Annotated in this window: 21 protein-coding genes and 2 pseudogenes; 7 read left to right on the forward strand and 16 right to left on the reverse strand. The window is 70.0% G+C overall.

From position 1 onward, the window contains the following. Nucleotides 1-205: pseudogene (locus M4J07_RS12535) on the forward strand (hypothetical protein); the annotation flags it as partial. Beyond that, a complete protein-coding gene (locus M4J07_RS12540; protein ID WP_255971048.1) occupies nt 202-852 on the forward strand; it encodes a GNAT family N-acetyltransferase in 651 nt (216 codons plus the stop codon). The pseudogene M4J07_RS12535 and the gene M4J07_RS12540, both read left to right, overlap by 4 nt. Before the next feature lie 257 nt (nt 853-1109). Here the strand turns inward: M4J07_RS12540 and M4J07_RS12545 are convergent, their stop codons facing one another. The 11 genes and pseudogenes from M4J07_RS12545 to M4J07_RS12595 all read right to left on the reverse strand — a co-directional run. Next, a complete protein-coding gene (locus M4J07_RS12545; RefSeq protein ID WP_255971050.1) occupies nt 1110-3602 on the reverse strand; it encodes an amino acid adenylation domain-containing protein in 2493 nt (830 codons plus the stop codon). Beyond that, complete coding sequence (locus M4J07_RS12550) at nt 3599-4339, reverse strand: hypothetical protein (RefSeq protein WP_255971052.1); 741 nt, start codon at nt 4337-4339, stop codon at nt 3599-3601. Before M4J07_RS12550 ends, M4J07_RS12545 begins: the two co-directional genes overlap by 4 nt. Next, nucleotides 4332-5072 (reverse strand): thioesterase II family protein, encoded by a 741-nt coding sequence (locus M4J07_RS12555; protein WP_255971054.1) that lies wholly within the window; start codon nt 5070-5072, stop codon nt 4332-4334. The genes M4J07_RS12550 and M4J07_RS12555 overlap by 8 nt, the downstream gene beginning before the upstream one ends. After that, nucleotides 5069-6277, reverse strand: a complete 1209-nt coding sequence (locus M4J07_RS12560) for a cytochrome P450 (RefSeq protein WP_255971056.1) — start codon at nt 6275-6277, stop codon at nt 5069-5071. The genes M4J07_RS12555 and M4J07_RS12560 overlap by 4 nt, the downstream gene beginning before the upstream one ends. 29 nt (nt 6278-6306) lie before the next feature. Next, the gene (locus tag M4J07_RS12565) at nt 6307-8073 is read right to left on the reverse strand and encodes a non-ribosomal peptide synthetase (protein WP_255971058.1); all 1767 of its coding nucleotides are present in this window, start codon (nt 8071-8073) and stop codon (nt 6307-6309) included. Between the two features lies 1 nt (nt 8074). Further along, nucleotides 8075-8281: an MbtH family protein gene (locus tag M4J07_RS12570; RefSeq protein WP_255971060.1), complete on the reverse strand. Its 207-nt coding sequence runs from the start codon at nt 8279-8281 to the stop codon at nt 8075-8077. A 44-nt stretch (nt 8282-8325) separates the two neighbouring features. Beyond that, a complete protein-coding gene (locus tag M4J07_RS48240) occupies nt 8326-9534 on the reverse strand; it encodes an MFS transporter (protein WP_255971062.1) in 1209 nt (402 codons plus the stop codon). A gap of 16 nt (nt 9535-9550) precedes the next feature. Beyond that, nucleotides 9551-14377, reverse strand: a complete 4827-nt coding sequence (locus tag M4J07_RS12580; RefSeq protein WP_255971064.1) for a non-ribosomal peptide synthetase — start codon at nt 14375-14377, stop codon at nt 9551-9553. Nucleotides 14378-14502: 125 nt separating this feature from the next. Next, nucleotides 14503-15675: a cytochrome P450 gene (locus M4J07_RS12585; protein ID WP_255971066.1), complete on the reverse strand. Its 1173-nt coding sequence runs from the start codon at nt 15673-15675 to the stop codon at nt 14503-14505. A 157-nt stretch (nt 15676-15832) separates the two neighbouring features. Next, complete coding sequence (locus tag M4J07_RS12590; protein ID WP_255971068.1) at nt 15833-16519, reverse strand: TenA family transcriptional regulator; 687 nt, start codon at nt 16517-16519, stop codon at nt 15833-15835. A gap of 243 nt (nt 16520-16762) precedes the next feature. Continuing rightward, nucleotides 16763-17211, reverse strand: a pseudogene (locus M4J07_RS12595) (transposase); the annotation flags it as partial. Between M4J07_RS12595 and M4J07_RS12600 the strand changes: the two are divergent. After that, nucleotides 17134-17490, forward strand: a complete 357-nt coding sequence (locus M4J07_RS12600; RefSeq protein ID WP_255971070.1) for a DUF6221 family protein — start codon at nt 17134-17136, stop codon at nt 17488-17490. The pseudogene M4J07_RS12595 and the gene M4J07_RS12600 overlap by 78 nt on opposite strands. Nucleotides 17491-17754: 264 nt before the next feature. Here the strand turns inward: M4J07_RS12600 and M4J07_RS12605 are convergent, their stop codons facing one another. Continuing rightward, nucleotides 17755-18492 carry an SDR family NAD(P)-dependent oxidoreductase gene (locus M4J07_RS12605; RefSeq protein WP_255971072.1) on the reverse strand — a complete coding sequence of 246 codons (738 nt, stop codon included), beginning with the start codon at nt 18490-18492 and terminating at the stop codon, nt 17755-17757. Between the two features lie 84 nt (nt 18493-18576). On the opposite strand from M4J07_RS12605, the gene M4J07_RS12610 reads away from it, so the two are divergent. Next, nucleotides 18577-19182: a TetR/AcrR family transcriptional regulator gene (locus tag M4J07_RS12610; RefSeq protein WP_255971074.1), complete on the forward strand. Its 606-nt coding sequence runs from the start codon at nt 18577-18579 to the stop codon at nt 19180-19182. 347 nt (nt 19183-19529) lie between these two features. On the opposite strand, the gene M4J07_RS12615 is transcribed toward M4J07_RS12610, so the two are convergent. Further along, on the reverse strand, nt 19530-20447 hold the full coding sequence (locus tag M4J07_RS12615; RefSeq protein WP_255971076.1) for an MBL fold metallo-hydrolase: 918 nt from the start codon (nt 20445-20447) through the stop codon (nt 19530-19532). Nucleotides 20448-20591: 144 nt separating this feature from the next. Between M4J07_RS12615 and M4J07_RS12620 the strand changes: the two genes are divergently transcribed. Further along, nucleotides 20592-21041: a MarR family winged helix-turn-helix transcriptional regulator gene (locus M4J07_RS12620; RefSeq protein WP_255971078.1), complete on the forward strand. Its 450-nt coding sequence runs from the start codon at nt 20592-20594 to the stop codon at nt 21039-21041. Nucleotides 21042-21207: 166 nt separating this feature from the next. Here M4J07_RS12620 and M4J07_RS12625 read toward each other — a convergent pair whose 3' ends face one another. Then, nucleotides 21208-21939, reverse strand: coding sequence for a TetR/AcrR family transcriptional regulator (locus M4J07_RS12625; RefSeq protein WP_255971080.1), 732 nt, complete (start codon nt 21937-21939; stop codon nt 21208-21210). Nucleotides 21940-22028: 89 nt separating this feature from the next. Between M4J07_RS12625 and M4J07_RS12630 the strand changes: the two genes are divergently transcribed. Beyond that, entirely contained in the window at nt 22029-22889 is an 861-nt protein-coding gene (locus M4J07_RS12630; RefSeq protein WP_255971082.1) for an SDR family oxidoreductase, read from the forward strand. 50 nt (nt 22890-22939) lie between these two features. Next, the gene (locus M4J07_RS12635) at nt 22940-23965 is read left to right on the forward strand and encodes a YdcF family protein (RefSeq protein WP_255971084.1); all 1026 of its coding nucleotides are present in this window, start codon (nt 22940-22942) and stop codon (nt 23963-23965) included. A gap of 37 nt (nt 23966-24002) precedes the next feature. Here M4J07_RS12635 and M4J07_RS12640 read toward each other — a convergent pair whose 3' ends face one another. Together M4J07_RS12640 and M4J07_RS12645 are read right to left on the reverse strand one after the other, a co-directional pair. Further along, nucleotides 24003-24758 carry an alpha/beta hydrolase gene (locus M4J07_RS12640; protein WP_255971086.1) on the reverse strand — a complete coding sequence of 252 codons (756 nt, stop codon included), beginning with the start codon at nt 24756-24758 and terminating at the stop codon, nt 24003-24005. A gap of 48 nt (nt 24759-24806) precedes the next feature. Next, on the reverse strand, nt 24807-25742 hold the full coding sequence (locus tag M4J07_RS12645) for an SDR family NAD(P)-dependent oxidoreductase (protein WP_255971088.1): 936 nt from the start codon (nt 25740-25742) through the stop codon (nt 24807-24809). Nucleotides 25743-26022 lie beyond the last annotated feature (280 nt).

A 26022-nucleotide genomic window follows, 5' to 3' on the forward strand; every position in this document is an offset into this window, starting at 1 on the left:
GGATGCTCTCGGTCTGATCGGACACACCATGTCGAGCTGGCCGCAGCTGGCCAGCGGGGTGATGCTGGGCGGCGCCCTGGTGACCGACGCCGCACGCCGCATCCTGCTGGGCGCGCCCGTGCCCTCGGGCCGCTACTACGCGGACCTCGAAGAGCTCGTCGGCCCCGTCGATGCCGAGCGCGTCCTCTCGGGAGCGGCCCGGTGAACCACCTGCCCGAACTCCACGGTGAGCACCTCTGGTTGCGCGAGCTGCGGGCCACCGACCTGGCACCGTTCGAACGCATCCACACCCACCCCGTCCTCACCCGCTACCTCGGAATCGACCGGATGGACGCCCGTCAGGCCCAGGACGCGTTCGCACAACACCTCGCCCAGCCCTACAGCCACCCTCGGCGCAAGCACACCCTGGCCATCTGCCCGCACGGCCAGGACGCCATGGTCGGCACCATGGGCCTGCTCGTCGAGGAGTACGGCCGCAACGCCATGCTCACCAGCCTGGTCCTGCTCCCCGACGCCCCCGTACGGGGCCACGGCCACGAAGCGGGGCGCCTCCTGATGGCCTACGGATTCGGGCACCTGGGGCTGCATCGCATCTGGGCCGGGCACCGCGCCGATCACACCCGGATGCGCGCCGTGATGCTCGCGGCCGGGCTGCACCCCGAGGCCACGCTGCGGGAACTGTTCCACACCCAGGGCCGTTGGCACGACGTCACCACCTACGCGGCTCTGGCGCCCGCATGGGTCAGCCGAGCCACCCCCGCCGAGCAGGCCATCCTCCGCGGTGCCGTCCTTCCTTCCCCTGCCGGCCCCTCGGACGCACCGGCCCAGTCCGCGTATGTGACAAGCAGCTGATGAATCGTTCCGTCGGCGGCCTTCGGTCATGCAGGGAGGGCCGCCGCGGTACCGGAACGCCGGCAGCAGGATCACGCAGCTGTCAATTGGCGCAGAGGCTCTGGATCTGCACGTCATCGTGGTTGGCCGCAGAAAGACAGTGATCGTAGGCGGAACAGTCGGGGCTTCCACGATCCTGGGATCGATAGACGGCGGCCAGACCGGCGTGGTCGGCCGCGGCTTGTTGGTGAAGCCCCGCACCAGGCTCGGCATGGCACTTACTGATCTCCCTCCGCGAGTGCGGCCGCCAGGACAGGACCGATCTGGTTCAACGCCGAGGGGCGCATCATCCGGAGATGTGTGGTGGCGATCTCGTGGGTCGTGATGCGGCCGCCGACGTGCGGGCTCCAGTCGTCGGCACGTGTATGCGGTCCAGCCGTGCACAGGAGCAGATCGCCGCCGAACCGGCCGGGGGTGAAGCGGTCTCGCAGTCGGCCGCTGTGCCTGAGGGTGGTGGTGATTCGGGCGATCACTTCCTCCGGCAGGCTGGCGACGCCGAGCTCTTCCGCGAGCGCCTCGTCGAGGGTGTCCCCGGCGAGGTCCTCTGTGTGCGTGCCGTCGGTCTCCGGGGGCAGTGGTGACACGTCCAGTACGGCGAGCAATTCGACCTGCTGCCCCTCCTGTTCGAGCTGCACCGCGATCTCGTGGGCGACCAGACCGCCGAACGACCAGCCGAGCAGCCGGTACGGTCCGCTCGGCTGCACTTTGCGGAGGTGACGCAGATAGTCCTCCGCCAGCTCCTCGATGGTGCTGGGCGGTTCGGACGCCCCGCTCAGGCTCGGCGCCTGCAGTCCGTACAGCGGCGTCCGCGGATCGAGGTGGTGCAGCAGGCCGGCGTAGGACCAGCTGATGCCGGTGGACGGATGGACGCAGAAGAGCGGTGTCCCGCTGCCGTGGCCGCGTAGTTCGAGCAGGACGTCATGGGCCCCGCTCCCCGTGGTGCGGCCCGCGATCAGCCGCGCGAGCGCGGTCGGTGTCGGTGCCTCGAAAAGGGCGCTGACCCCCAGTTCCACCCCCAGCGCGTCACGCACTCGGCGCATCAGGCTCATCACCATGAGCGAGTGCCCGCCGAGGTCGAAGAACCTGTCGTTTGGGCCGACTTCGCGAAGGCCGAGCACGTCGGCGAAGATCGTGCACAGCACCGCCTCCGCCGGTGAGCGGGGGCGGTCGGCCGACGCGTCGAACGTCGGCGCCGGCAGGGCTCGGCGGTCGACCTTGCCGGTGGGGGACAACGGGAACTCCGCGCACACCATGACCACTGCCGGAACCATGTGTGCGGGGAGCTGCTCGGACATGAACTCTCGTGCCGAGGTGCTCAGTTGTGCGGGATGCGCCGATCCGCTCGACCTGGCCGGCGTGACGTGCCCGACCAGACACGGCTCGCCCCGCCCGTTTGTGCCGGCGACGACCACCGCGTCCGCCACACCGGGGCAGCGGGCCAGCACCGACTCGACCTCGCCCAGCTCGATCCGGAACCCCCGGATCTTCACCTGGTCGTCGATCCGGCCGGAGTATTCCAGGCCCCAGCGCCCCCAGCGCACGAGGTCTCCGGTCCGGTAGAGCCGCTCACCGGCGGGACCGAACGGATCCGGCACGAACCGCGCGGCCGTCAAGCCGCCGCGGCCCCAGTAACCCCACCCCACGCCGACGCCGCCCACGTACAGCTCGCCGACCACACCGGGTGGTACGAGGTTCATCGCTTCGTCCAGGACATAGCACCGGACACCGGGCAGCGGTCGGCCGACCAGGCCGGTCGCGGTCGTCAGATGGCGGTCGAGGGCGGCATGCGTGACATGGACGGTGGTCTCGGTGATTCCGTACATGTTCACCAGCTGTGGCGTGGCCGGGTCGTGCCGCTCGTACCAGTCCTCCAGCTTCGCCAGGTCGAGCGCCTCGCCGCCGAAGATCACGTGTCGCAGGGCCAGTCGGGCGGAGGTGACCGGATCCTCGGCTTCGGCGCGTGCCAACTCGTAGAACGCCGATGGCGTCTGGTTGAGGACGGTGACCTGCTGGTCGGCCAGGAGCCGGAGGAAGTCCGGCGTGGAGCGGGCGGTGTGGACCGGGACCACCACCAGTGTGCCGCCGTGCAGGAGCGCGCCCCACAGTTCCCAGACGGAGAAGTCGAACGCGTAGGAGTGGAACAGCGTCCAGACGTCGTCCTGGCCGAAGTCGAACAGGTCGCGGACGGCGGCGAACAGTGCCAGGACGTTGGCGTGCGCGACTACGACCCCCTTCGGCCGTCCCGTCGATCCGGAGGTGTAGATCATGTACGCGGCGTCGCCGGGGTTCCGCACGGCCGGCGGAGGGCCGTCGGGGGTGTCTGCGAGGCGGGCCGCCGTGGCCGGATCGTCGAGCAGGAGTACGGATCCCCTGGGCGGGAGTGTCGCCGACGTGCCGACGACCACGACGGGGTCCGCGTCCCGCACCATCCACGCGATCCGTTCCCCGGGATAGTCCGGGTCCAGCGGCAGATAGGCCGCACCGGTCTTCAGTACGGCAAGCAGCGCCACCGGCAGGTCCACGGATCGCGGGAGGCTCACCCCGACGAACGCGCCGGGGCGGGCGCCGGACTCGGCCAGTAGGTGGGCCAGCTGGTTGGCCCGCCTGTCCAAGTCCCGGTAGGAAATGGTCTGTTCGCCGCACATCACGGCGGTGGCGTCCGGCCGGCGGCGCGCCTGCTCCTCGAACAGGTCGATCAGGTGCACAGTCACGATGGAATCAGCTCCCTTTGCCTCGGCGCCGGATCGGAAGAAGCACTGAGCCGGATCCAGGTGGCCTCCGCCCGGCCGAGCTCGGTCCCGTCGGCACCGAACAGCCCGCTGACCACCCGGGCGGTCCGTCCGGCGGTCTCGATGTTCCGGGCCACGACCACGGTGGGTTCCCCGGGCGGCGGGACGGCGTGGACGCGCGCGGACATCCTGCCGAGCACGTACGGGGAACCGCTCTGGTCGAGGGTCCAGCCGCCGGGGCAGTCGAGGACAGCCCAAACCGTGTCAGGGTCCACGTCGCCGGGGGTCCAGACGCACGCGGTGACACCCGGCATACCGTCCACTTCCCCTGGGGTCAGGTGCAGCGCGGCCGGGTCGGTCCTGGCGGTGCCGCACACCACGCACGACGGGAACGGGTGCGCTGTCGCGCCCTTGAAGATCGCGCCGGCTCGCTGGGCGGCGGCGACGGTGACGAACGGCGCCGTCGCTGGATGTTCGTGCCGCGCGGCGGACACCGTCGCGACGAGCTCGTGTTCGTGCCAGACACTGGCGCGCCCACGATGCGCCTGGACGTTCAGTTCGGTGTCGAGCGGCGGGGCCGCGTGCAACTGGACCACCGCGGCCGTGCCGACGGCGTCGGCGGCGGTCCGGGCGAACAGCCCGCACGCGTACCCGCCGTTGGCGCTGCCGGAGGGGCCGTTGCGGGTTCCGGCGATCCGGCAGGTGAGCACCTCAGTCATCGGAGGCCATTCCCTCGGCGAAGTGCGCCAGCAGTTTCGCCGGGGCGTCGAGGAACGTGTGATGAACGCCCGGCAGCACCACGCGGCGGACCCTCGCGGCGTACTGGTCCCACCCGAGCATGAGCTCGGGGGCGACCTCTTGGTCGTCCGACCAGCCGATCGTGGTGATCGCGGTGTCCAGGAGTACGGGCTCGGCCGGGTGGTAGGCCTTGTTCGCCTCTACGTCCGCTCGCAGCACCTCCGTGACGAGGTCCAGCACCGAGTCGTCGATGTCGCTGGCGCTCAACGCCACGAGTTCTGCGCGTAGTTGGTCGTCCGTCATCGTCAAGTAGCTGCCGTAGGGGCCTTCGTGGGGTGCGACCTGCGAGGAGCAGAAGAGCGTCCGTGGCATCGGCAGCCCCTCGCGCTGCAGCACGGCGCCGATCTCGTACGCGATCAGCGCGGAACTGCAGTGCCCGAAGAGTCCGAAAGGGCGGTCCATGGCGGGCAGCAGTGCCTCGACCACATCCTTCGCGAGCTGTTCGTAGGTCCCGAAGTGCGGCTCGCGCATCCGGTTCTCCCGACCCGGCAGCTGCACTGGGCAGAGGCCGGCCGCCCCGCCCGCGGTGTCCGGCCACCGGTTGTACATGGAGGCGCCCGCGCCCGAGTAGGGCAGACAGAAGATCCGCGACGGGGTGTCCGGCAGCGGCCGGGGCAGCCACCTGCGCAGCGGAACAGCCGATGCGTTCGTCATGGCCGTGCTCCTCGTGCCGTCACTGGCAGACTGGTGTATCCCGCGATGAAGTTGGACCGCAGCCGTACGGGTTCGCCGACGACCTCGATGTCGGTGAAGCCGGTCAGCAGCTCGTGGAACAGGGTCCGCAGCGCGACCCTGGCGACGGTGTGTCCGACGCAGTAGTGCGGGCCGACGCCGAAGGCGACGTGCTTGTTGGGGCGCCTGCGGATGTCGAAGGTGTCGGGCCGCGCGAACACGTCCTCGTCGCGGTTGGCCGAGCCCAGCCACGCGACGACCGCTTCGCCCGCGTGCACCGTGACATCCCGGATCCGCACGTCCCGTGTGGCGTAGCGCATGAAGTGCTGCGCGGGCGACGACCAGCGCAGGGACTCCTCCACCCCGCTGACCGTCAGCTCCGGATGCGCCGCCCAGTCGGCCAGCGTGTCGGTTCCGGCGAGCTCCAGCAAGGCGGCACTCGGCGGCTGGGCGGTGGTCACGTTGGCTCCGAGCAACAGGCTGTAGCAGTTGGAGACGATCTCGCTCGGAGTGAGCCGTTCCCCGTCGACCCGCATGCCGAGCAGCACGCCGATCAGATCGTCGCCAGGGGCGGCGTGCCGCTCCGCGACCACGTCCTGGAAGTAGGCGAACAGCTCACGGTGCGCCCGCACGAGGGTCCGCTGCGGGCCGCCCGAACCGACGTAGGCGGGGTCGTCCGGCGCGATCGACGCGGCCGTCAGCCGGGTCAGTTCGGGCCAGTCGGCCGGGGGAAGCCGCATCCACGATCCGATCACCGCCATCGGCATGGCCGCCATGGCCCCGGCGAAGTCGAACACGCCGCCGTCCCTCATGGGGGCGAGCAGCTCCCGGATCAGGGACCGGATACGCGGCAGGTCGCGCTCCACCTCCTTGACCGACAGGGCGCGCTGCAGCGGCTCCCGCAGCCGTGCGTGCCGGGGTGGGTCGGTGACCGCCATCTGCCGGCCACCGGCCGGATCGCCCTTGCCGAGGAGGGTGAGCAGTGAACCTTGCTCGGAGGTGAACGTGGTGTGGTCGCGCAGCACGTGCTGGACGTCGTCGTACCGGGTCACAGACCAGAACCCGTCGTCGCCGACCGGATGCCAGCTGACGGGCGTCACCTGGCGCAGACGGCGCCAGACGGCGTGCACATCGGTGGTGGCGAACGTCTCCGACGCGAACAGATCGACCCCTGGCCCGGCGTGCATCGGGCACCGGCCCCTCTCGACGGCGACGGTCATCGCGGTGCCCCGCTGCGCAGGGCGTTCTCCAGTTGCTCGCCGAGTTCACCGAGGGTCGGCTGCAGGTAGAGGACGCGCGCGGGAATCGTGACACCGAACTCCGTGCGTACCGCGACGAGCAGTTCCGTGGCGTTGAGCGAGTGACCGCCGAGGTCGAAGAAGTCGTCGTCGGCGCCGATCCGCTCCACGCCCAGCACGCCCTGCCACAGCTCGGCCAGGCGGTGCTCCAGATCGGTCCGCGGCGAGACGAACTCGTTCGGTACGTTGCGTGCTGTCAGGTCCGGCACCGGCAGCGCACTGCGGTCGATCTTCCCGTTGCCGGTCAGTGGCAGGGTGTCCCGTACCAGGACGGCCCACGGAATCATGGGCGTCGGCAGGGTCGCGCGCAGTTGTTCGCGCAGCCGCTCGCCCCAGTTGGGCGGTTGTACGTCCTCCGGTACGACATAGGCGACGAGCCGTTTCGTGCCGTCGGCGGCGGTGCGCACGACGACGGCGGTGCGGCTGACGTTCGGCAGACGGTGCAGGGCGGTCTCGACGGCGACCGGTTCGACCCGGTGGCCGAGGATCTTCACCTGGTCGTCGACTCGGCCGACGAACTCGCAGGCGCCGTCGGGCCGGAGCCGGACGAGGTCGCCGGTGCGGTACATCCGTGCACCCGGCTCGCTCGCGAACGGGTCGGGGACGAACCGGTCGGCCGTGGCGCCCGGCTGCCCCAGATAGCCGTGGGCAAGCCCGGCCCCCGACACGTACAGCTCACCGCAGGCGCCTTTCTCGACCGGCCGCAGCGCGGAGTCGAGGACCGCGATCCGCGTGCCGTTGACGGGAGTTCCGATCGGGATCGAGTCGAGGTCGTCCCCGGTCGCGGAGTCTGTCGTCCAGGTCGTGGTGAAGGTGGTGTTCTCAGTGGGTCCGTATCCGTTGGTGAACGTGATGCCCGGATGGGCCGCGAGCAGCCGCCCGACCGGGCCGGGCTGGATCACGTCGCCGCCCGCGACGAGGTGACGTACTCCGGCGAACGCGCCGACGTGGTGCGCGACCATCTCGTGGAACAGGCCGGCCGTCAGCCACGCCACGGTCACCCCGTGCTCGCGTACGGTCTCCGCCATCCCGTCCACGGTGATCCGGCCGGCCGGCGCCACCACGAGATGGCAGCCGTGGGTCAGCGGCGCCCAGATCTCGAAGGTGGAGGCGTCGAAGGCCAGCGGGGCCGCCTGGAGGAACACGTCGTCCTGGCGTACGGACATCCAGTTCATGTCCGTGACCAGGCGCAGGACCGCGCCGTGCGGGACCATCACGCCCTTCGGCCGGCCGGTCGAGCCGGAGGTGAAGCTGACGTAGGCGAGGTCGTCCTCCGTGGTGCTCGCCGGGGTACCGGGCGGGCGGACGGCGGCCGAGCCGGTGACCGTCGGCGAAAGCGTGGTGAACCCGTCGGGCACGCACGCGCGCAGCGCGTCGTCCGCAACGACGCATTGCGCACCGGCGTCGGTCAGCAGGTCGTTGCGGCGCAGCGGCGGGTCGTCGGGGTCGACGCCGACGTAGGCGGCCCCGGCCCGCAGGAGCGCGAGGAGTGTGATGACCATGTCGGCGGAGCGTCGCATCAGGACGCCGACGATGTCGCCCGGCTGGACACCGGCGGCCGTCAGGGTGACGGACAACTCGTCTGCACGGCGTATGAGTTGTTCGTAGGTCAGGGTCTCGCCGCAGGTGACCGCTGGGGCCGATGGGGTGCGAAGGGCCTGCCGGGCGACGCGTTCGTACAGCATGTCAGTTCCCTTCCATGCGCCTGCGGACGCTCAGCGGCCTCATGTCCGTCCATATGCGGTCGATGTGGTCCAGGCATTCCTGTCGGGGCCCGCGGAATCCTTCGGTGGTCCATCCGGCCGGAATCTCACGGTCGGCGAGGAGGATCGAATACTGTTCCTCACCGTTGAGCACGACGATGTAATCGACCTTTTCGCCGATGTCCACCATGATCGACCTCCGCATTTCGTCGACAGAAAATCTTGGGCGTTGCGCTATTTCTCGCTGCCGCGGACCGTCGTGACGAGCACGACCGCGACCAGGGGTGCCAGTCCCGCCAGGAGCAGTCCCGTGCCGGCGCCGAAACGTGTGACGAACCAGCCGGTGACCGGGCTGGCGAGGGCGATCCCTACGTAGCCGATGGCGGAGAAGTTTCCGAACGCCTCCGCGAGCCGCTCGGCCGGAGCCTGTTCGGAGACCAGCAGGATGACCGCGCTGTCGCCCGGCGCGAAGGCGATTCCGGCGACCAGCAGGCACAGGACGGCGATCCACAACCGGGGCGCCGCCGCGGCGCTCGCCAGGACGATGCCGTACGCGGCGGTCAGTACGCATGCGACCGTGCGGGTCGGCACCTTCCGCAGCGGGTGGGTGGCCGGCAGCGCGGCGTAGACCGAACCGCTGACCGCGCTCGTGGCGAAGAGGCCGGCGAGCACCAGGCCGCCATTGGTCGCGGGCTCGCCGTGATCGGTCATCAGGGCCGGCAGCGCCACGTCGAGCGCGCCGAGGTTGATGCCGATCCCCGCGTTGAGGACGAGCGGCGCCCACAGCATCCCGAGGAGCGCGCGCACCGAGGTGCGTTGCTGCGTCGTACCGCCCGGTTCCCGCCTGGGCAGGGTCCAGCTGAGCAGGGCGCCCGCGGCCGTCACCGCGGCCACGACGCCCACGCATGCCTGTGGTCCGATCGCGGCGGCGATCACGGCCGCCAGCGCCGGGCCGCCGATCCAGGCCACCTGCACGGCGACCGCGTCGACCGCGTAGGCCTGGGTGAGCTGCGGGGCGGGCAGGAAGTGCGGCAGTACCGACCGATAGGCCCCGCCCACCCCTGATCCGGCGCACGCGGCCAGGACGACGAAGACCAGCAGCAGCCACAAGGGGGCGCCCGCGGTCGCCGCGACCGACGTGGCGACGAGCCCGGCGGTCGCGGCGAGCAGGGACCACCCGAGAGCGTGGGGCAGCAGTGCCCGGTCCATCTGGCGGCCGCGCCACGGGGCGCACAGCGCATAGGTCATGGCACTCGCGCCGCTGAGCAGGCCGCTGCCGACGAACGACCCGGTCGCCTCGTGTGCGGTGAGCACCAGCGCGACCGGCAGTGCGGTCTGCGGCAGCCTGGCCAGTGACGCCGCGGCCAGCCAGCGCAGCCAGACGGGGTTCCGCCGCAGCGGTGGGGCCGGCGCGGTCTTCGGAGCGATTACCTTGCCCTGCACATCGAGCCTCCGCATCTCAGATCGGCATCGCGCCGCTGAGCAGCGCTTCGCGTTCGCTGGGCAGCAGCACGTCGGCTGTGTCGAGCCGGGCCCCCGGATCGGCCACCGTGGCGCGCATCACCTGGACGAGCCGCTGGGTCAGGGCTCTAACGGTCTCCTCGTCGAAGACGTCGGTGGCGAACTCGACCAGGCCGGCCATACCCTGCGGACTGCCGTCGGCACCGCGCCGCTCCGTGAACGAGAACGACAGGTCGAACTTGGCGGTCTGTGCGTCGATCTGGCGCCTGGCCGCTGCGACGCCGGGGAGGTCGAGTTCGGCCTCGCCCGCGCCTTGCAGGGTGAGCGTCACCTGGAAGAGCGGGTTGTGGCTCAACGAACGAGTCGGCCTGAGTGCTTCGACCAGCCGCTCGAACGGCACGTCCTGGTTGGCGTAGGCGGCCAGGTTGGTCTCGCGCACCCGCGCCAGCAGTTCGGTGAACGTGGGGTTGCCGCTGGTGTCGGTGCGCAGCACCAGCGTGTTGACGAAGAAGCCGACGAGGTCGTCGAGCGCGTCGTCGTTGCGGCCGGCGATCGGGGCGCCGATCGGGATGTCGGCGCCCGCGCCGATCCGGTTGAGCAGTCCGGCCAGCGCCGTCTGCAGCGCCATGAACAGGCTGGCGCGGCCCGCTCCGGCGAAGCGGGCGAGTGCGGCGTGCAGGTCGGTGTCCACGTCGAAGTGCACGGTCCCGCCCTGGTGTCCGCGCACGGCCGGGCGCGGCCGGTCGAGCGGCAGCTCCAGTGTCTCGGGCAGTCCGGCCAACTGCTGTGTCCAGTAGTCGACTTCGGACGTGACGGCCCCGCCGTCCGTGCCGAGGATCTCGTGCTGCCACAGCGTGTAGTCGGCGTACTGGACCGGCAGCGGCGTCCACTGCGGTGCGCCGCCCGCGCGCCGGGCCGCGTACGCGGTGGACAGGTCCCGCAGGAGCGGCCGCATCGACCAGTGGTCGGTGGCGATGTGGTGCAGGATGACGAGCAGCACGTGCCGGGTCGGGCCGAGCCGGAAGAGCACGGCCCGGACGGGCGGCGCGCTCGCCAGCTCGAACGGGCGCTCCACCTCGGACCGCAGGGCGTCGGCGAGTTCGGACTCCGAAGAGTCCACGGTGGTCAGCACGGGGTTCCCGGGGTCGAGGACACGCTGCCACGGTTCGTCACCATCGACCGGGAACGCGGTGCGCAGACTCTCGTGCCGGGTGAGCACGTCGTCGAACGCGGCGTGCAGCGCGTTCAGGTCCAGTTCCCCCGTCAGCGAGAAGGCCGACGGGATGTGGTAGGCGGACGCGTGGCCCACCGATGTCTCCAGCTGCTCGACGAACCACAGTCTGCGCTGCGCGAAGGACAGTGGCATCCGCTCCGGTCGGCTCATGACCCGGGCGGGCGGCCTGTTCGGCGCCAGGTCGTCGATGGCGTTGGCGATACCCGCGACGGTCTGCTGTTCGAAGATCACCCGCACCGGCAGGGGCACGTCGAGGACCGACCGCACCCGGCTCGCCAGCCTGGCCACCTGCAACGAGTGACCGCCGAGCTCGAAGAAGTCGTCGTCGACGCCGACTTCGGCGATCTTCAGCACGTCGGCAACCAGCCGGCACAGCAGCTCCTCCTGCGGGGTCCGCGGGGCGCGGCCGCCGGCCGTCCACTGCGGTGCGGGCAGCGCCGCGGCATCCACCTTGCCGTTCGCGTTGACCGGCATCCGGTCCAGCGCGACGAACGACGCCGGGACCATGAACGCGGGAAGGAGGTCGGCGAGGTACCGTCGCAGCCGCGCCGGTATCAGCCTCGTCCCGTCCACGCCCACCGCGTACGCCACGAGGCGGATGTCCCCCGGCGCCGGCTCGACCGCGATCACGGCGGCGCTTGCCACGTCGGGGTGGCCCAGCAGGGTGGCCTCGACCTCGCCCGGCTCGACCCGGTACCCACGGATCTTGACCTGGTGGTCGGTCCGGCCGGCGAAGAGCAGGGTGCCGTCACTGGTCCACCGGGCCAGGTCGCCCGTACGGTACATGCGCCGGCCGGTGCCCACGAACGGGTCGGGCAGGAACCGCTCAGCGGTCAGGGCGGGCCGCGCCAGATAGCCGCGGGCGACGCCTTCACCGGCGACGAAGATCTCACCGATCACGCCCGGCGGGACCGGCCGAAGCTGGTCGTCCAACAGGTAGATCCGCTGGTTCCACACCGGTCGGCCGATCGGGACGGCCGTGGCCTGCTCCTTGGCAGCCGCCTTCCCGGACAGGGCGAGCATGGTCGCGGCGTGTGTCTCCGTCGGACCGTAGTAGTTGAGCAGCCTGCGCTCCACGGGGCCGCCGAGCAGCGCGCGCATGTCGTCGCTCAGCATCAGGGGCGAGCCCGCCTGGGCGATGTCGGTGAACGCGGGCAGTTCGAGGCCCTCGGCGACCGCGGCCGAGCAGATGCTGTCGATCATCAAGGTCGGCGCGATGACCATCGTCACCCGGTGCCGGTCCATCCAGTGCACAAGGCGTACGGGGTCGGTACGCACGTCCGGCTCGGGGATCGCGATCGTGCCGCCGACGATCAGGGCCGGCAGGATCTCCTCGAGGGACACGTCGAATCCGACGCTGGCCAGCTGCGCGACGACACCTCCGGAGCTTCCCGTGTCGCGGTCGGCCTGCCAGCACACCATGTTGAGCAGGCCCGCGGCGGGCATGACCACGCCCTTGGGCACGCCGGTCGAGCCGGACGTGTAGATCAGGTAGGCAGCGGCGGCGGGGTCGCCGACGGCTCGTTCGTCCTCGGTGAGCGCCGTCGCCGGGTGGCGCTCGAGCCGCGTCATCTCGTCGGCGGCGTCGACGACCAGCGCGCCGGGCACCCGGTGTGCATGCTCGCGACGGGTCACCACGACCACCGGCGCGGCATCCTCGATCGTGAACGCGAGCCGCTCGTCGGGGTAGTCCGGGTCCACCGGCAGGTAGACCGCGCCGGCCTTGACCGTGGCCAGCAGCGCGACCAGAAGGTCCACGGACCGGTCGAGGAGCACCGCGACGACGCGCTCCCGGCCCGCGCCCCGGCCGATCAGCTCCCGGGCCAGCCGGTTGGCTCTGGCGTGCAGTTCCTCGTAGGTGACGCTGTCCGTGTCGGTGACGGCGGCGATCGCCGACGGCGTGCGCGCGGCCCGGTCCTCGAGCAGCGTCACCAGGTCGGCGTCCGGAAGGGACCGCGCGGAGTCGGTCCCATCGGTCAGCACCCGGTGCCGACCGGCCGCGAGGAGCAACTCGCCCTCCGCCACCGGCCGGTCGGGATCGGCGACGGCCTGGGCGAGGACCAGGCCGAACTGCTCGGCCATGGCCTCGACGGTGCTCTGGTCATACAGGTCGGTGGAGTACTCGATCATGCCGTCGATGCCGCACGGCGTGCCGTCGGCGGACCGTCGTTCCTGGACCGAGAAGAACAGCTCGAAGCGGGATACTCCGATGTCGACGGCGTCGAACCGGGACGTGATGCCGGGCGCGTCGAGTGCGGGAGCGACGTGCGTCTGCACCGCGAGCATCACCTGGAACAGCGGGTTCAGTCCGGGCGAACGGACCGGGTTGACCGCCTCGACGACCTGCTCGAACGGCACGTCCTGCGCGTCGAACGCGGCGAGATCGGTCGCCCGGACGCGCTCGACCAGCTCACGGAAGGTCGGTTCGCCGGAGGTGTCGGTGCGCAGCACCAGTGTGTTGACGAAGAAGCCGACGAGATCGTCGAGCGCCGCGTCGGTGCGCCCGGCGACCGGGGCGCCGATCGGCAGGTCGGTGCCGGCGCCGAGCCGGGTCAGCAGCGCGCCGAGCCCCGCGTGCAGCAGCATGAACAGCGTCGCCTGCTGCTCACGGCCGAGGTCGGTGAGGCGCTGGTGCAGCTCGGCGTCGAGGTGGAAGGGCACGCGGCCACCGCGGTAGCTGATGCCGGCGGCGGACCGGGGTCGGTCGGCGGGCAGGGCGATCTGCGCGGGCAGGTCCTTGAGCTCCGTCAGCCAGTGGCCGAGCTGCTTGGCCAGCATCCCGTCGGCATCGTCGTCGGCGAGTGTCCGCTGCCACTGGGCGTAGTCGGTGGACCGCACGGGCAGGTCCGGCCAGGCCGGAGCCGCACCGGCGAGCCGGGCCCGGTACGCCGAGGACAGGTCGTGCCGCAGGGGCTCGAACGACCAGCCGTCGACCGCGATGTGGTGGAACGCGAGCAGGAGTACGTGTTCCTGCGGGCCGAGGACGAAGAGGCGGGCCCGCAGGGGGACGTCGGCGGTCAGGTCGAAGCCCTCGGCGGCATGCCGCCTGACCGCCTCCGCCGCCTCGTCGGGCTCGACGTGCAGCACCGGCAGGACGGCCGCCAGGTCAGGAACGTCTTGAACCTGCTGGGTCGGCGTGTCCGACTCGGCCGGGAAGATCGTCCGGAGCGCGTCCTGCCGGGCGATCACGTCCCGCACCGCGTGCCGGAGCGCGACGTGGTCCAGCTCGCCGGACAGCCAGAGCGCCACCGGGATGTTGTAGCCGGACCCACCGCCGGCGACCTGGTTGAGGAACCACATGCGCTGCTGCGCGTACGACAACGGGATCTGCGGGGACGGTTCGTGAGGCGCGACGGGCGGGCGTGTCGTCCGGTAGGAGTCGAGCTTGCCCGTCAGACCGCTCGGTGTGGGCGAGGAGAAGAACTCCCGCGCGGTGATGTCCACCCCGAAGGCGGCGCGCAGCCGGCCGAGCACGCGGGAGGCCAGCAGCGACTGCCCGCCCAGCTCGAAGAAGTCGCCGTCCGGGTCCACTTCGGGCAGGTCGAGGATCTCGGCGAATATCGAGCGGACGAGATCGGTTCTCGGATCCATTCCCGATCGCTCCCTCGTGGAGTCGTGATACGCGGACATGACGCCCCTCCGTACGGCAACACGGTGCCGGTCTCGTGCGGCAGGTCGATTGGGCTGGGGAGTTCCCGTCGCTCGGAACGAGCCAGTCACTCGGAATGAAGAGCGAAGGGCAGATGTTCGAGGCTGTTGGTGACATAGGAGGGCGTGCGGCGCGGCTCACCGGTCAGCTCGATCCTCGCCACGCTGCCCAGGATCTCTTCGAGGAAGACCCTGATCATCACCCTGGCCAGCGGAGCGCCGATACAGAAGTGGCGGCCGCCGCCGAAGCTCACGTGCCGGTTGGGGTTCCGGTCCAGCTGGAGCTCCATCGGCTGGTCGAAGACGTTCTCGTCCCGGTTGAGCGACGACAGCCATACGCTCACCGCCTGACCCGCCTTGATCTCGACTCCGCCGACCGTCGTGTCGGCGACCGCGGTGCGCATGAGATGGGTCACCGGCGCCGTCCAGCGCACGAGTTCCTCGATGGCCGACTTGAGCGGGACCGCCCCGGAACGCAGCGCCTCCAGCTGCGCCGGGTTGGCGAGCAGTGCGAGCAGCCCGCCGCTCAGCACCTGACGCGTCGTCTCCCCGGCGGCCACAGCCAGGTTGTCGCAGGTCAGGATGATCTCGTCGTCAGTGATGTCGAGCCCTTCCGCCTGCGCGAGGACGAACGCCGACACCACGTCGCCGGTCGGGTGAGCCCGGCGCTCCTCGATCACGTCGGCGTAGTAGGCGAGCACCTCGAGGTGCGCCTGCTGGGCGGCCGTCCCGTCCAGGTCCGCGATGTTGCCCACGGCCGCCTCGGCGTACTCGGCGACCCGCTCCACGTCCTCGCCCTCGACACCGAGCAGACCGGCGATGACCTGGAGCGGGTAGGGCGCCGCGACGTCGTTGACGAAATCGTGGGGGCCGGCGTCGATGACCTGGCGCAGCAGCGACCGCGACACCTCCGTCGCCCGGTCCCGGAACCCGGCAGCCGCCTTGGGTGTGAACAGGGCGGCCGCCGCCTTGCGGAGCACGTCGTGCCGGGGCGGGTCGGAGAGCGTCATCATCACGCCCGCCCCCGGATACGGGTCGGACAGGTTGGGCCGCAGGAACGTACCTCTGGCCGAGCTGAACCGCTTCCAGTCGCTCAGTACCTCAAGGCCCTCGTCATAGGTCGTGACCGCCCAGAACGGTTCATGATCCGGTTCTTCGTGCCAGGAGACCGGGCATTCTCTGCGTAGCCGTTCCCAGGTGGCATGCGGATCGCCGTGCGAATAGAGACGGGGATCGGTCAACCTGGCTATGGCAGGGGCGGCCACTGGTCAACTCCTTCGCGTGGTGAGCGTCAGTCGCTTTCTTCAGTGGAGACCCCATGGGTCACGGAGCACTCCCTTTCTGGTACGGACCGCATCGCCGATGACGTCGTGCTCGGCGGTCCATTCCTGAGGAGCGTCAGGGAGCCGGGATCATCCCGGTCTCGATGGCCAGTCGGTCGAAGAAGGCAGTCCAGTGACGCCACATCGCATCGGCGGATTCGAGAACCGCCAGTTCCTGCTCCGGCTCGAGTCCCGAGAACAGGGCATTGGTCGCCTGGTCGACGTGGTCGGGTTCCTGCGTGACATGGATGTCGACCCACGCATTGCGCTCCGTGCCGGACTCCCGCTTCACCGCCTCGCCGATCGCCGAGACCATCAGCAGGTCCGTGACCTCGGTGGCGAAGATGCCGCCAAGCGCGGAACACCTCTCCGCCGAGCATGCCTCGTACCACGCCACCAGCGCGGCGGTCTCCGCGAACGGCTCGGAACCGGTCACCGTCCGACGGTCGTAGCCCGCCTTCTCCATGCTGTCGGCATAGATCACCTCGTGGGCGGCCTTGGCCGACCGAGCACCGGCCTCCTGCGAGAGAATCCGTGTGATCGCGCTCTTGGACTCGATGTCGGGCAAGACCGAGATGCAGCGCGCGAGGAAGGTCGGGAAGTAATGCAGCGGGTGCCACCACTGGCCGAGGAACATCGCAACGTGCTCGTGCGAAAGGTTGCGGCTGTTTACCTGCTTGAAGAACTCGTGATCGACAAAGGCGCGGTGCGCCTCGGTCTCAACAAGCCGATCGGATATCGATTCAACGATTTCGACTGCCATGATGCCCTTTCCCGTTCAGGTAGGCCACGAATGCGTCGCGACGGCATGGTCTTGATCTTTACGGGGGGGGAGCGCGAGAGACCCCCGCCGACCCTGTTCTCACCGTGCTGCTGGAAAGAGAGTGGCGTGCCCCGGAGGGGGTGAGCAAGAAAATGTAGCGCCCCTCAAGTCTGCCTAGAGGCAGTCATGTAACTGATCTTGGAGTCGGCGTCGGTGCGGCCCGTCGCTGTTCGAACTCGCCGCTCATACAGCGAGGTTGAGGTTGTGCAGGCGGGCGTTGCCGAGCATGGCGTGGTGGACGCCGTCGCTCTTGAGGCGACAGTCGCGCAGGATCTTCCGGCCCTTCATCCGGGCGAAGGTGTGCTCGACGCGGGCTCGGACTCGTCTGTGAGAGCGGTTGCGCTCTTCCCTCCAGGCCGGAAGATCCACTCCCCTGGTCCGGCGGTGCGGGATGACCGGGCCGGTGCCCTGGCAGCCGCCGTCGGCGATGGTCACGGTTTGCCGACCGCGTCTTTGCCGCCGGATTCCTCCCAGCCGCGGGAGTCATGCCGGTTGCCGGGCAGCGGCCGGCCGACCACGACAACCAGGCGGGTGTCTGCGTCGATGACGACCTGGTGAGCCGTGGAGTAGCGGTAGTTCTTCGGCTGCTCGGCGATCGTGCGATCACGGGTGGGCACCAGGGTCCCGCTCACGGGCACACGGTCGACTTCTGCCATGGGGAACTCGCCGGGTTCCGTCCCACGATCGCCCTGCATGTGACGCTGCACGACCCAGCTCGCGCTCTACGGGAGGTCGAGGCAAAGCGGCGCGTTCTGGCCCGCCATACGCTCAGCCCGGCCACAGGCGACCCGGAACTGCCGTGGGACAACCGCGATGACTGCCAGTTCGACGGCGAGACCTGGCCATGCGAAGACCTGCTCGACCTCGCCTCGCCCTACGCCGATCACCCTGACTGCCCTCGACCAGCCTGAGCCCAGAGATCGTTTACGGGGCAACCTTTAGTCGCGACGAGCCGCGTGTGCCCGGGACGTCGGCAATGGCGCCGGATCTGCTGCACCGCCAGAATCAAGCCGCCGTACTGGCCGTTCCGTCAGTGGCCGGCGATCTGCGGGCGATACGTCGATGCCCAAGACCACGACACCGTAGCTGTGACATCCGCTTCGGCCAACGGGCCAGCGGGCTCGCGTCGTCCCGAGCCCGCCGTGTTGCGATGGACGGAGCTCGCCGGCCGTCGTTCAGGCCCGCGTATAGCCGCCGTCCGCGAAGAGTTCGGCGCCGGTGACGAACGATGAGGCGTCCGAGGCCAGGAACAGGGCGGCCTCGGCGATTTCCTCGGCGTCGGCCAGTCGCCCCAGGGGCACGGTGGCCTCGGCGAAACGGTCGGCCTCCGCGCCTGCGACGCCCAGCAGTCCGGGGGTCCGGGTGGGTCCCGGGCTGAGCACGTTGACCCGGAATCGGCGCTCGCGCGACTGCCGGGCCCAGTTGTGCACGAGGTTGCTCAGGGCCGCCTTCGAGGCGCTGTAGACCTCGAGTTGTTCGTTGGGCCGCACGCTGTTGCTGGAGCCGATGACCAGGATGGACGCGTTCTCCGCCAGGAGCGGGAGCGCCTTTTGAACGGTGAACAGTGGGCCCTTGATGTTGACGGCGAGGGTCAGGTCGACGTTCGCCTCGGTGTGGGCGCCGAGCGCGGCGTCCGCGACGATTCCCGCGTTGGCCACCAGCACGTCGATACGTCCGGCCTCTTCGCGTACTCGCGTGTAGAGCGCGTCCAGGTCGGTCAGGGCCGAGACGTCGGCTCGTACGCCGGTGGCCGCAGGGCCCAACTCCTTGACCGCGGCTTCGAGGCGGTCGGTGTCCCGGCCGGTCACGAAGACCTGCGCTCCCTCCCGGACGAAGCGGTGGGCGATGGCCAGCCCGATCCCGCTGGTCCCTCCGGTGATCACGGCAACCTTGTCCTGCAGCACGCCTGGCATGGCGAACCCCTTCAGTTATGGAATCGATCGTCCATAACGTAGGCAGTAATGGACGATCGAGTCAAGAATGGGTACGGTGAGGTCATGGCGAGACCACGCGCATTCGACGAACGCCGAGTCCTGGAGCAGGCGCGGGAACAGTTCTGGGCGACCGGCTACGCAGGAACCCGGATGGACGACATCGCCCAGGTCACCGGTCTGGGCAAGGGCAGTCTGTACGGCGCGTTCGGCGACAAGGGCAAGCTGTTCCACCGCGTGTTCGACGACTGGTGCACCGCCGTCGTCGAGGTGGCCGAAGAGCGGCTGGCGGGTGGCCCGGACTCGGAGGCCCTGGCCCGGTTGTCGGGATACGTGCACCTCATGGCGGAGAACACCGCCTCCGACACCGAGCGCCGCGGGTGCCTGCTGGCCAAGGGCGTGGCGGAACTGGCCCAGCTCGACCCGACGGTCGCCGGGCGGTCGGCCGAGACCATGACCGCGCTGATGAACCTGCTGCGGACGGAGATCAGCGCCGCTCAGCGCCATGGCGACATCGACAGCTCCGCCGATCCGGAGCGGCTGGCGGCACTGCTGCTGACCGTGGTCCGCGGCATCGAGGCGGTCGGCAAGGGCGGCCTGGCCCCGGAGACCGTGCGGAGCGTTGCCGACACCGCGCTGGCGGTGCTGCCCACGCCCGAGGGGCGGGACTGACGCGCGGCGCCGCATCCAGGGGCAGTTCGGCCCGCGAGATCTGGTGCGGCGCCATCACCGTCACACGAAGCCGTGCGGGAACGGCTGGTGAGAGTAGGCGAGTTAGGCTCTGGACTCTCTCAGGAGTCCGACCCTGTCGGCGCCCTCCGCGCCGGCGACGAGGATGCCTACCTCCAGGGGCGATCGGTGCCCCGCGCACCGACACCATTGTGTGCCCGTGAGGGGTTCTTCCCCTCTCCGATGTGGGGAACGACGGCCCGACAGACACTCTTCCGCGCATCCCTCGCACTCACATCAGTCAACCCGAAGCACCTCCGACACACGCTCCGGGCCGAGGGATTCGGTCGTCATTGTGGCTGGTCGTGCCCGGCGTCCGTGGTGTCCAGGGGGCGCCAGGCGGGGCCTTGGCCGTCGCGGCGGACGTGCCCGAAGACCACGTCGGCGAAGTGGATGCCGAACCCGATCGTGTCGGGTTCTTCCAGCTCGGCGATGAGGCGGTGGCGGTGACCGGCGGACCGGGCCGGGTCATGGTCGTAGACGCAGGACCACTCGGGGTGGTCGGCCTGGATCGGTGAGTGCATGGAGTCGCCGAAGGCGATGAGGCGTCGTCCGCCTCCGGTGATGACGAACTCCGCGTGTCCTTCGGTGTGGCCGGCGGTGATCCGGACCTGTACGCCGGGGAAGATGTGCTGTCCGTCGGTCACCGTGCGGACGTGCGGCGCGAGCGCGGCGATGGCCTCGTCGGCCGTGTGGTCGGTCTCCGGCTGTGCGTGCTGGGCCCATTCCGGTTCTGTCACCAAGTAGTCGGCGTGGGCGAAGGCGCGCGCACCGGTGCCGGGGGCCGGGTGTACGGCCCAGCCGAGGTGGTCGGGATGCAGGTGGCTGAAGGCGACCGCTTCGATCTGTTCCGGGCTTCGGCCGAGTTCCGCCAGGCTGTTCAGGAACCCGCCGCCGTATATGGAGCCGTTCGGTGTTCCCGGGTCGGCCGACAGCGCTTGGGGGCCGAACCCGGTGTCGATCAGCAGCGCGCGGTCGCCGTGCTCCACCAGGAGGCCGCCGAGGCTCGCCACCAAGTGCCCGGTGTCGTCCAGATATTGCGGGTGAGCCGCCCAGAAGTCGTCGGTGCTGTCGGGCAGCCAGGCGCTCGGCCGGCCTTGTACTGCCCCGTCCGGTACGAAGGAGACCTTCGTGGCACCCAGCCATATCGAGCGGAGTTCCGCCGGGCGTCGCAGTCGCTCGTCTTGGTCGGCCAGCGAGTTCGGCATGGTTGCGTCTCCTCGTCCGTCGTATGCGTGCTGTGCCAGATCGTCGCTGCACGCGGGGGCGGCGACTCGGCAACCATAAGCATCAAGCTTGAATCATTCAAGCTTTCATTATTCAGACTTGATGAACTTGCTAGAGTGGGGAGCATGACCTCTTCCCCGCCTCCCCCGCAGGCGCAGGCCGTCGCAGAGCGAGAACTGTGCGGCCTGGTGAACGGGCTGGCCCATCAGATCTCCGATCACGTACGCCGACGGGCCGGCACCCTGGGCCTGACCGCGGCTCAGGCGACCGCGCTGCGGGAGATGACCGGGGCGATGACGATGCGCGAGCTCGCCGAGCGCATGAGCTGCGAACCCTCCAACGCCACGTTCGTCATCGACAAACTCGAGAAACAGGGCCTGGTCGAACGCCACGCCCACCCCACCGACCGGCGCGCCAAGCACCTCGTGCTCACCGCAGAAGGCACCACGCTGCGTGAGCAGCTCCTTGACCTGCTCACCCAGGACTCGCCGCTGGCCGCACTCACCCCCGCCCAGCAGCACACCCTGCAGAGCCTGCTGGAGAAGACCGTCAGCCAGCCTCAGAAAGCATCCTGACCCACGAAGCCCTCCTTCTCGGCCCGGACGGTCTCGTCCGGACGGTCTCGTCCGGACAGTCTCGTCCGGGACCATCACAAAGACGTCGCCGCCGCCATCGAAAGAGGCGCCACGCCCCGGCCCCGAGCGCGCACAGCCGCCCGCCTGCTGGGGCACTGACAGGCGATCAGGCGTGTGGCGTTCCGGCGTCCGCCGCGAGGCGGGTGAGCCACTCGTGGAGCAGGCTCTGCTCGGCGTCGCTGAGGACGTCGGCCTTGTCGGGGAGGGCCGCACGCAGCGCGCGGGCCGCCGGGGCGGGGCCGGATTCCTCGGCGGGGACCGTCGGCTCGGCCCGGGTGACAGCGGCGATCATGGCCTCGCGCAGGACGGTCAGCAGCATCGGGTCGCGGCGCTCTGCGGGGGTCGAGTGCCAGGTGGTGACTGCTCCTTGGCCGGTGGCCTGGATGATCTGGGCGGCCAGTTCTTCGTCGACCCGCAGCCATCCCGCGGCCGCCAGTCGGCATACTCGGCCGTGGAGGATCTCCAGGCCCGCGCGGTGTGCCGCGTCCGTTCCTGAGCTGGTGGATCTGTTCATCACGGCGAACAGTTCGCGATGCGAGACGCCGAACTCCACCACCATGTCCCAGCCGTGGCGCAGCTCCTGCACCGGGTCCGCCGGTGTGAGGTCGAGCTGGGCCCGCTTGTCCTTGAGGAACTGCGTGTAGCCGTGCTCGGCGACCGCCTCCAGAAGGCCGTCCTTGTCGCCGAAGTGGCGGTAGATGGCCGGCGGCTGCATTCCCGCCGCGGCGGCGACGGCGCGGGTGCTCACCGCTTCGGGGCCGCCGCTCTCCAGCAGTTCGACGGCCGCCTCGACGATGCGACGACGAGGGCTGTTGTCAGTGGTGTCACGGCTAGGCATGTATCGATGATATCGACATTTTGATTCCGGCGATAGTTCCAGTGTTATCGTTTGAGTGATTCCACTGGAAACCGTGTGGGGAGAACCCTGTGATCATCGTGACCGGAGCCACCGGAAAGCTCGGCCGTCGCACCGTCGAACACCTCCTGGAACGCGCCCCCGCCAAGCACATCGGCGTCAGCGTCCGCGACCCCCGCAAGGCCCAGGACCTCGCCGATCGCGGCATTCGCGTCCGGCAAGGCGACTTCGACGACCCCGCCTCCCTCGCGCACGCCTTCGAGGGCGCCGAGCAGGTGCTGCTCGTCTCCCTCGACCGTGCGGGCGAGGAATGCGTCACCGGCCACCGCGCCGCGATCGACGCGGCAGTCAAGGCAGGAGTCGGCCGCATCGTCTACACCAGCCAGATGGGCGCCGCCCACGACTCGCTGTTCCAGCCCTGCCGGGACCACGCCCGGACCGAGGACCTGCTGCGCGCCAGCGGCCTGCCCTGGACCTCGTTGCGCAACGGCTTCTACGCGGCCAGCGCCCTGCACTTCCTGGACTCCGCCCGCCGCACCGGCGACATCGCCCTGCCCGCCGACGGACCCGTCGCCTGGACCGGACACGACGACCTCGCCCTGGCCGCCGCGGCCGTCCTCACCGACCAGGGCCGCTTCGAAGGACCCACCCCGCCGCTCACCGGGCCTGCGGCCCTCGACTTCGACGCCGTCGCCGAAATCGCCGCCCAGGCCACCGGTCGGCCCTTCACCCGCACCGTCGTCTCCGACCATGCCTTCCGCGAGCAGGCGCTGGAGCACGGCGCTCCCACCCCCGTCGCCGACCTGATGCTGAGCGTCTTCGCGGCTGCACGAAACGGCGAGTTCACCGCCGTCGACCCGACCCTGGCCGAACTGACCGGCCGTCAGACCACTACCTTCCAGTCCCTGTTGGAGGACGGCTGGGCGGCATAGCCCCGCCTGGCCGTGAGAGGCGGCCCGCCGAAGCCCCTAGCATGTGCGGCATGTTGCTCTACGTGCCGTCCGCACTGTGCCTCGTCGGGTTCTGTGTGGGGGTGGTACGGGATCACCGCAGGCTCAGCAACGCGGTCTTCCTGGGGCTCACCGTCGTCTTCGCCGTGGTGGCCGCTCTGCTGCAACTCGGATCTGCGAAACCCGGCTTGAGCGGTGATGTCGCGTTCGGCCTTCTGGTCACGGCCGCTGTCGCTGTTGTCGTCCTGGCGGGTTTTCTGCTCGCCAACGGCGTCACCATGGTCCGCAAGGAAGGCAGGAGCCTGGCGAACCTGGTGTCCTTGGGGGTCGGCCTCGCGCTCATCGTGCTGCTCGCCCTGCTGGTCGCGGCGTTGGTCCTGCACTCGCGGACCCTGGCCGTCATCGCGGGGACCGCCGTCGTCCTGGCCGGCTATGTCGCCTTCCTGTTCGTGTGTTTCCTCTTCTACGCCGCCCTCTACCAGCGGCTGGTCTTCTGGCGCAGAGGCGACTTCGTCGTCGTCCTCGGCTCCGGGCTGATCGGCGGCAGTACCGTCCCTCCGCTCCTGGCCAGCCGATTGGAGAAGGGACGCAAGGAACACACAAGGCTGTCGCGTCGCGGGCGGCGGCCCGTGCTCATCGTCTCCGGCGGGCAGGGGCCCGACGAGGAACTGCCGGAGTCCCACGCGATGGCTTCCTACCTCGTCGAGCGCGGCTTCCCTGCCGACCTCATCGAGCGCGAGGACCGCTCCACGACCACGGAGGAGAACCTGACGTTCAGCCAGGCCCTGATGCACACGAAGAAACCCGCATCGCGCTGTGTGATCGTCACGAGCAACTACCACGCGTTCCGTGCCGCCATCACCGCGAGACGGGTGGGTGTGCGGGGCCACGTCGTGGGAGCGCCGACGGCTTCGTACTTCTGGCCGAGCGCCGTCATCCGTGAGTTCATCGCCCTCGTCGTGCACTACCGCCGCCTCAACGCGGCCATCCTCCTCGTCGTCCTTCTGAGCGGCCTGTTCCTCTGGTGGTGGGGCTGGCCGCCCACGAACCACATCTGAGGCTCCCACGCCACACGCCGCACCCCACACACCATGCTCAGCATCCGGCAGCAGTCACCTGCGGCGACGTACTCCACACATCCTGCGCCCGAACGCTGGAAGCGATCTCCTCCAGGACGTCGGCGAGTTCCTCCGGCATGGAGAGCATCGGGGTGTGACCACTGGGCAGGTGATACGTGGTACCGGTCCGCAGGGCGAACGGCTCCTGGTAGGACGGAGCGAGACTGCGGTCGTCGTCGCAGAGCACGTAGCTGCTGGGCAGCGTCTTCCAGCCGGCTCGGCTCACCGGTTCGGCGAAGGAGAGCGTGCTCTGCGGCAGCAGTCGGGCCAGAGCCGCGTCCCGCGCGCCTTGGGGCACGTCGTTGTAGAGCGTCTGCTCCGGGTCGTCCCTGACCGGGATGGTCCCCTCCACCGTGGCGAGGTCCGGCTGTTCGCCGCCGAAGCACGTCATCAGGCTCTCCCCCTCGTCCAGCGCGAAGGCCGACACGTACACGAGGTGGGAGACGTTGGCGGCTGCCGTGGTGGCCTCGGTGACCGGAGCGCCGCCGTAGGAGTGTCCGACCACGATCAGCGGGGCCTGAACGGCGTCGATCTTCTCGCGGACCGCCCGGGCGTCGTCGAGCAGGCCGGGCAACTTCCCTACGGCGCCCTCGGCCACGACGCTCGGCAGGTCGACCGTGTGGCTGGTCCAGCCGCGGCCGGCCAGTACGTCCTGGAGTTCGCGCCAGGCCCATGAGCCGTGCCAGGCGCCGTGCACCAGGAGGAACTCGGGGCGTCGCCGGTTGTCCTTCAACTCATTCCTCGTTCCGTGCGTGGTCGATGGTTGTGCGGGTGGCAGGGGTCAGCGCACCGCGGGGAGGGCGAGATCCCACAGTCGGTCCGCGGCGGCGGGGTCGACCGACCACCTGGCGACGCCGGCCATCACCTCGGCGCCGCCCTCGACGACCGGCGATTCCTGGTTGTCCTCGAAGTAGCGCCCGGTCACCCCTTCGAGGAGGGGCGAAGCGGCCAGCAGCACTGTGGTGGCCGCACCCTGGGCCGGGGTCTTGTAGTGGTCCGGGGTGAGCAGGTTGCCGTCCTCGTCCATGGCGCCGAGGGCCCGCATGGTCGCCCGGTCGATGTGCCGGGTCAGGTTGGTGTGAATCCATCCCGGCGCGCAGGCGTTGGCGGTGATGCCGTGCTCGGCCCACCGGCGGCTGATCCCGACGGCGAGCAGTACGTCGGCGGTCTTCGACTGGGCGTAGGAGACGAACGGGTCGTAGGGGCGGCGCTCGAACTGCGGGTCGTCGAAGTCGAATCCGGCCCGGAGCTGCGCGCCGGAGCTGAGCACGACCACGCGCGGCCTGTCGGCCTCCTCCAGCGCGGCGCGCAGGCCGACGGCCAGGGCGAAGTGACCGAGGTAGTTGGTGGCGAGCTGCGCCTCCCAGCCCTCGGCTGTGACCTGCCGGGTCGGGAGCATCATCACGCCTGCGTTGGCGACGAGGCCGTCCAGGGGACCGCTCCATGCCTGGCAGAAGGCGTGGGCCGAGGCCAGGTCGGCTAGGTCGAGGGCGACGGCCCGGGTTTCGGGGAACTCCGTGAGCAGCGGCGCGGCGGCAGCGGGGTCGCGGGTGGCGACGGTCACCTGGGCGCCGGCACCGGCCAGTGCGCGGACCGTCTCGACGCCCAGGCCGGAGGAGCCGCCGGTGACGACGAACCGGCGTCCGCTCAGATCGACTCCGTCGAGTACCTCCGCCGCGGTGGCGTGCTTGCCGAACGGAGTGGTGGTCAGCATCATGGCTGTGCCTGTTCTGGTGAAGGGGGTGGTGCCGCCCGGCCGCAAACACCTCTTCGCGCCCGTTCCGGCCGGACACCACTCATCGGGCTCAGGTATCTGATGCAGCCAAGGTATCTCACATACGTGTGACTATTGTGCATGCCTCACGGTCTTTCACCGTCGCGCCTGGTGAGCGTTACGCTGCCTGCGCCGCACCGAAGGCTCTGCTCCCTCTGCATACGTGTTTCTCACCGAGTGTTCCGGCACGAGCACACACATCCAGAGGATCCAGAAGAAGATC

The organism is Streptomyces longispororuber (assembly GCF_024448165.1).
Taxonomy (GTDB): Bacteria; Actinomycetota; Actinomycetes; order Streptomycetales; family Streptomycetaceae; genus Streptomyces; species Streptomyces longispororuber_A.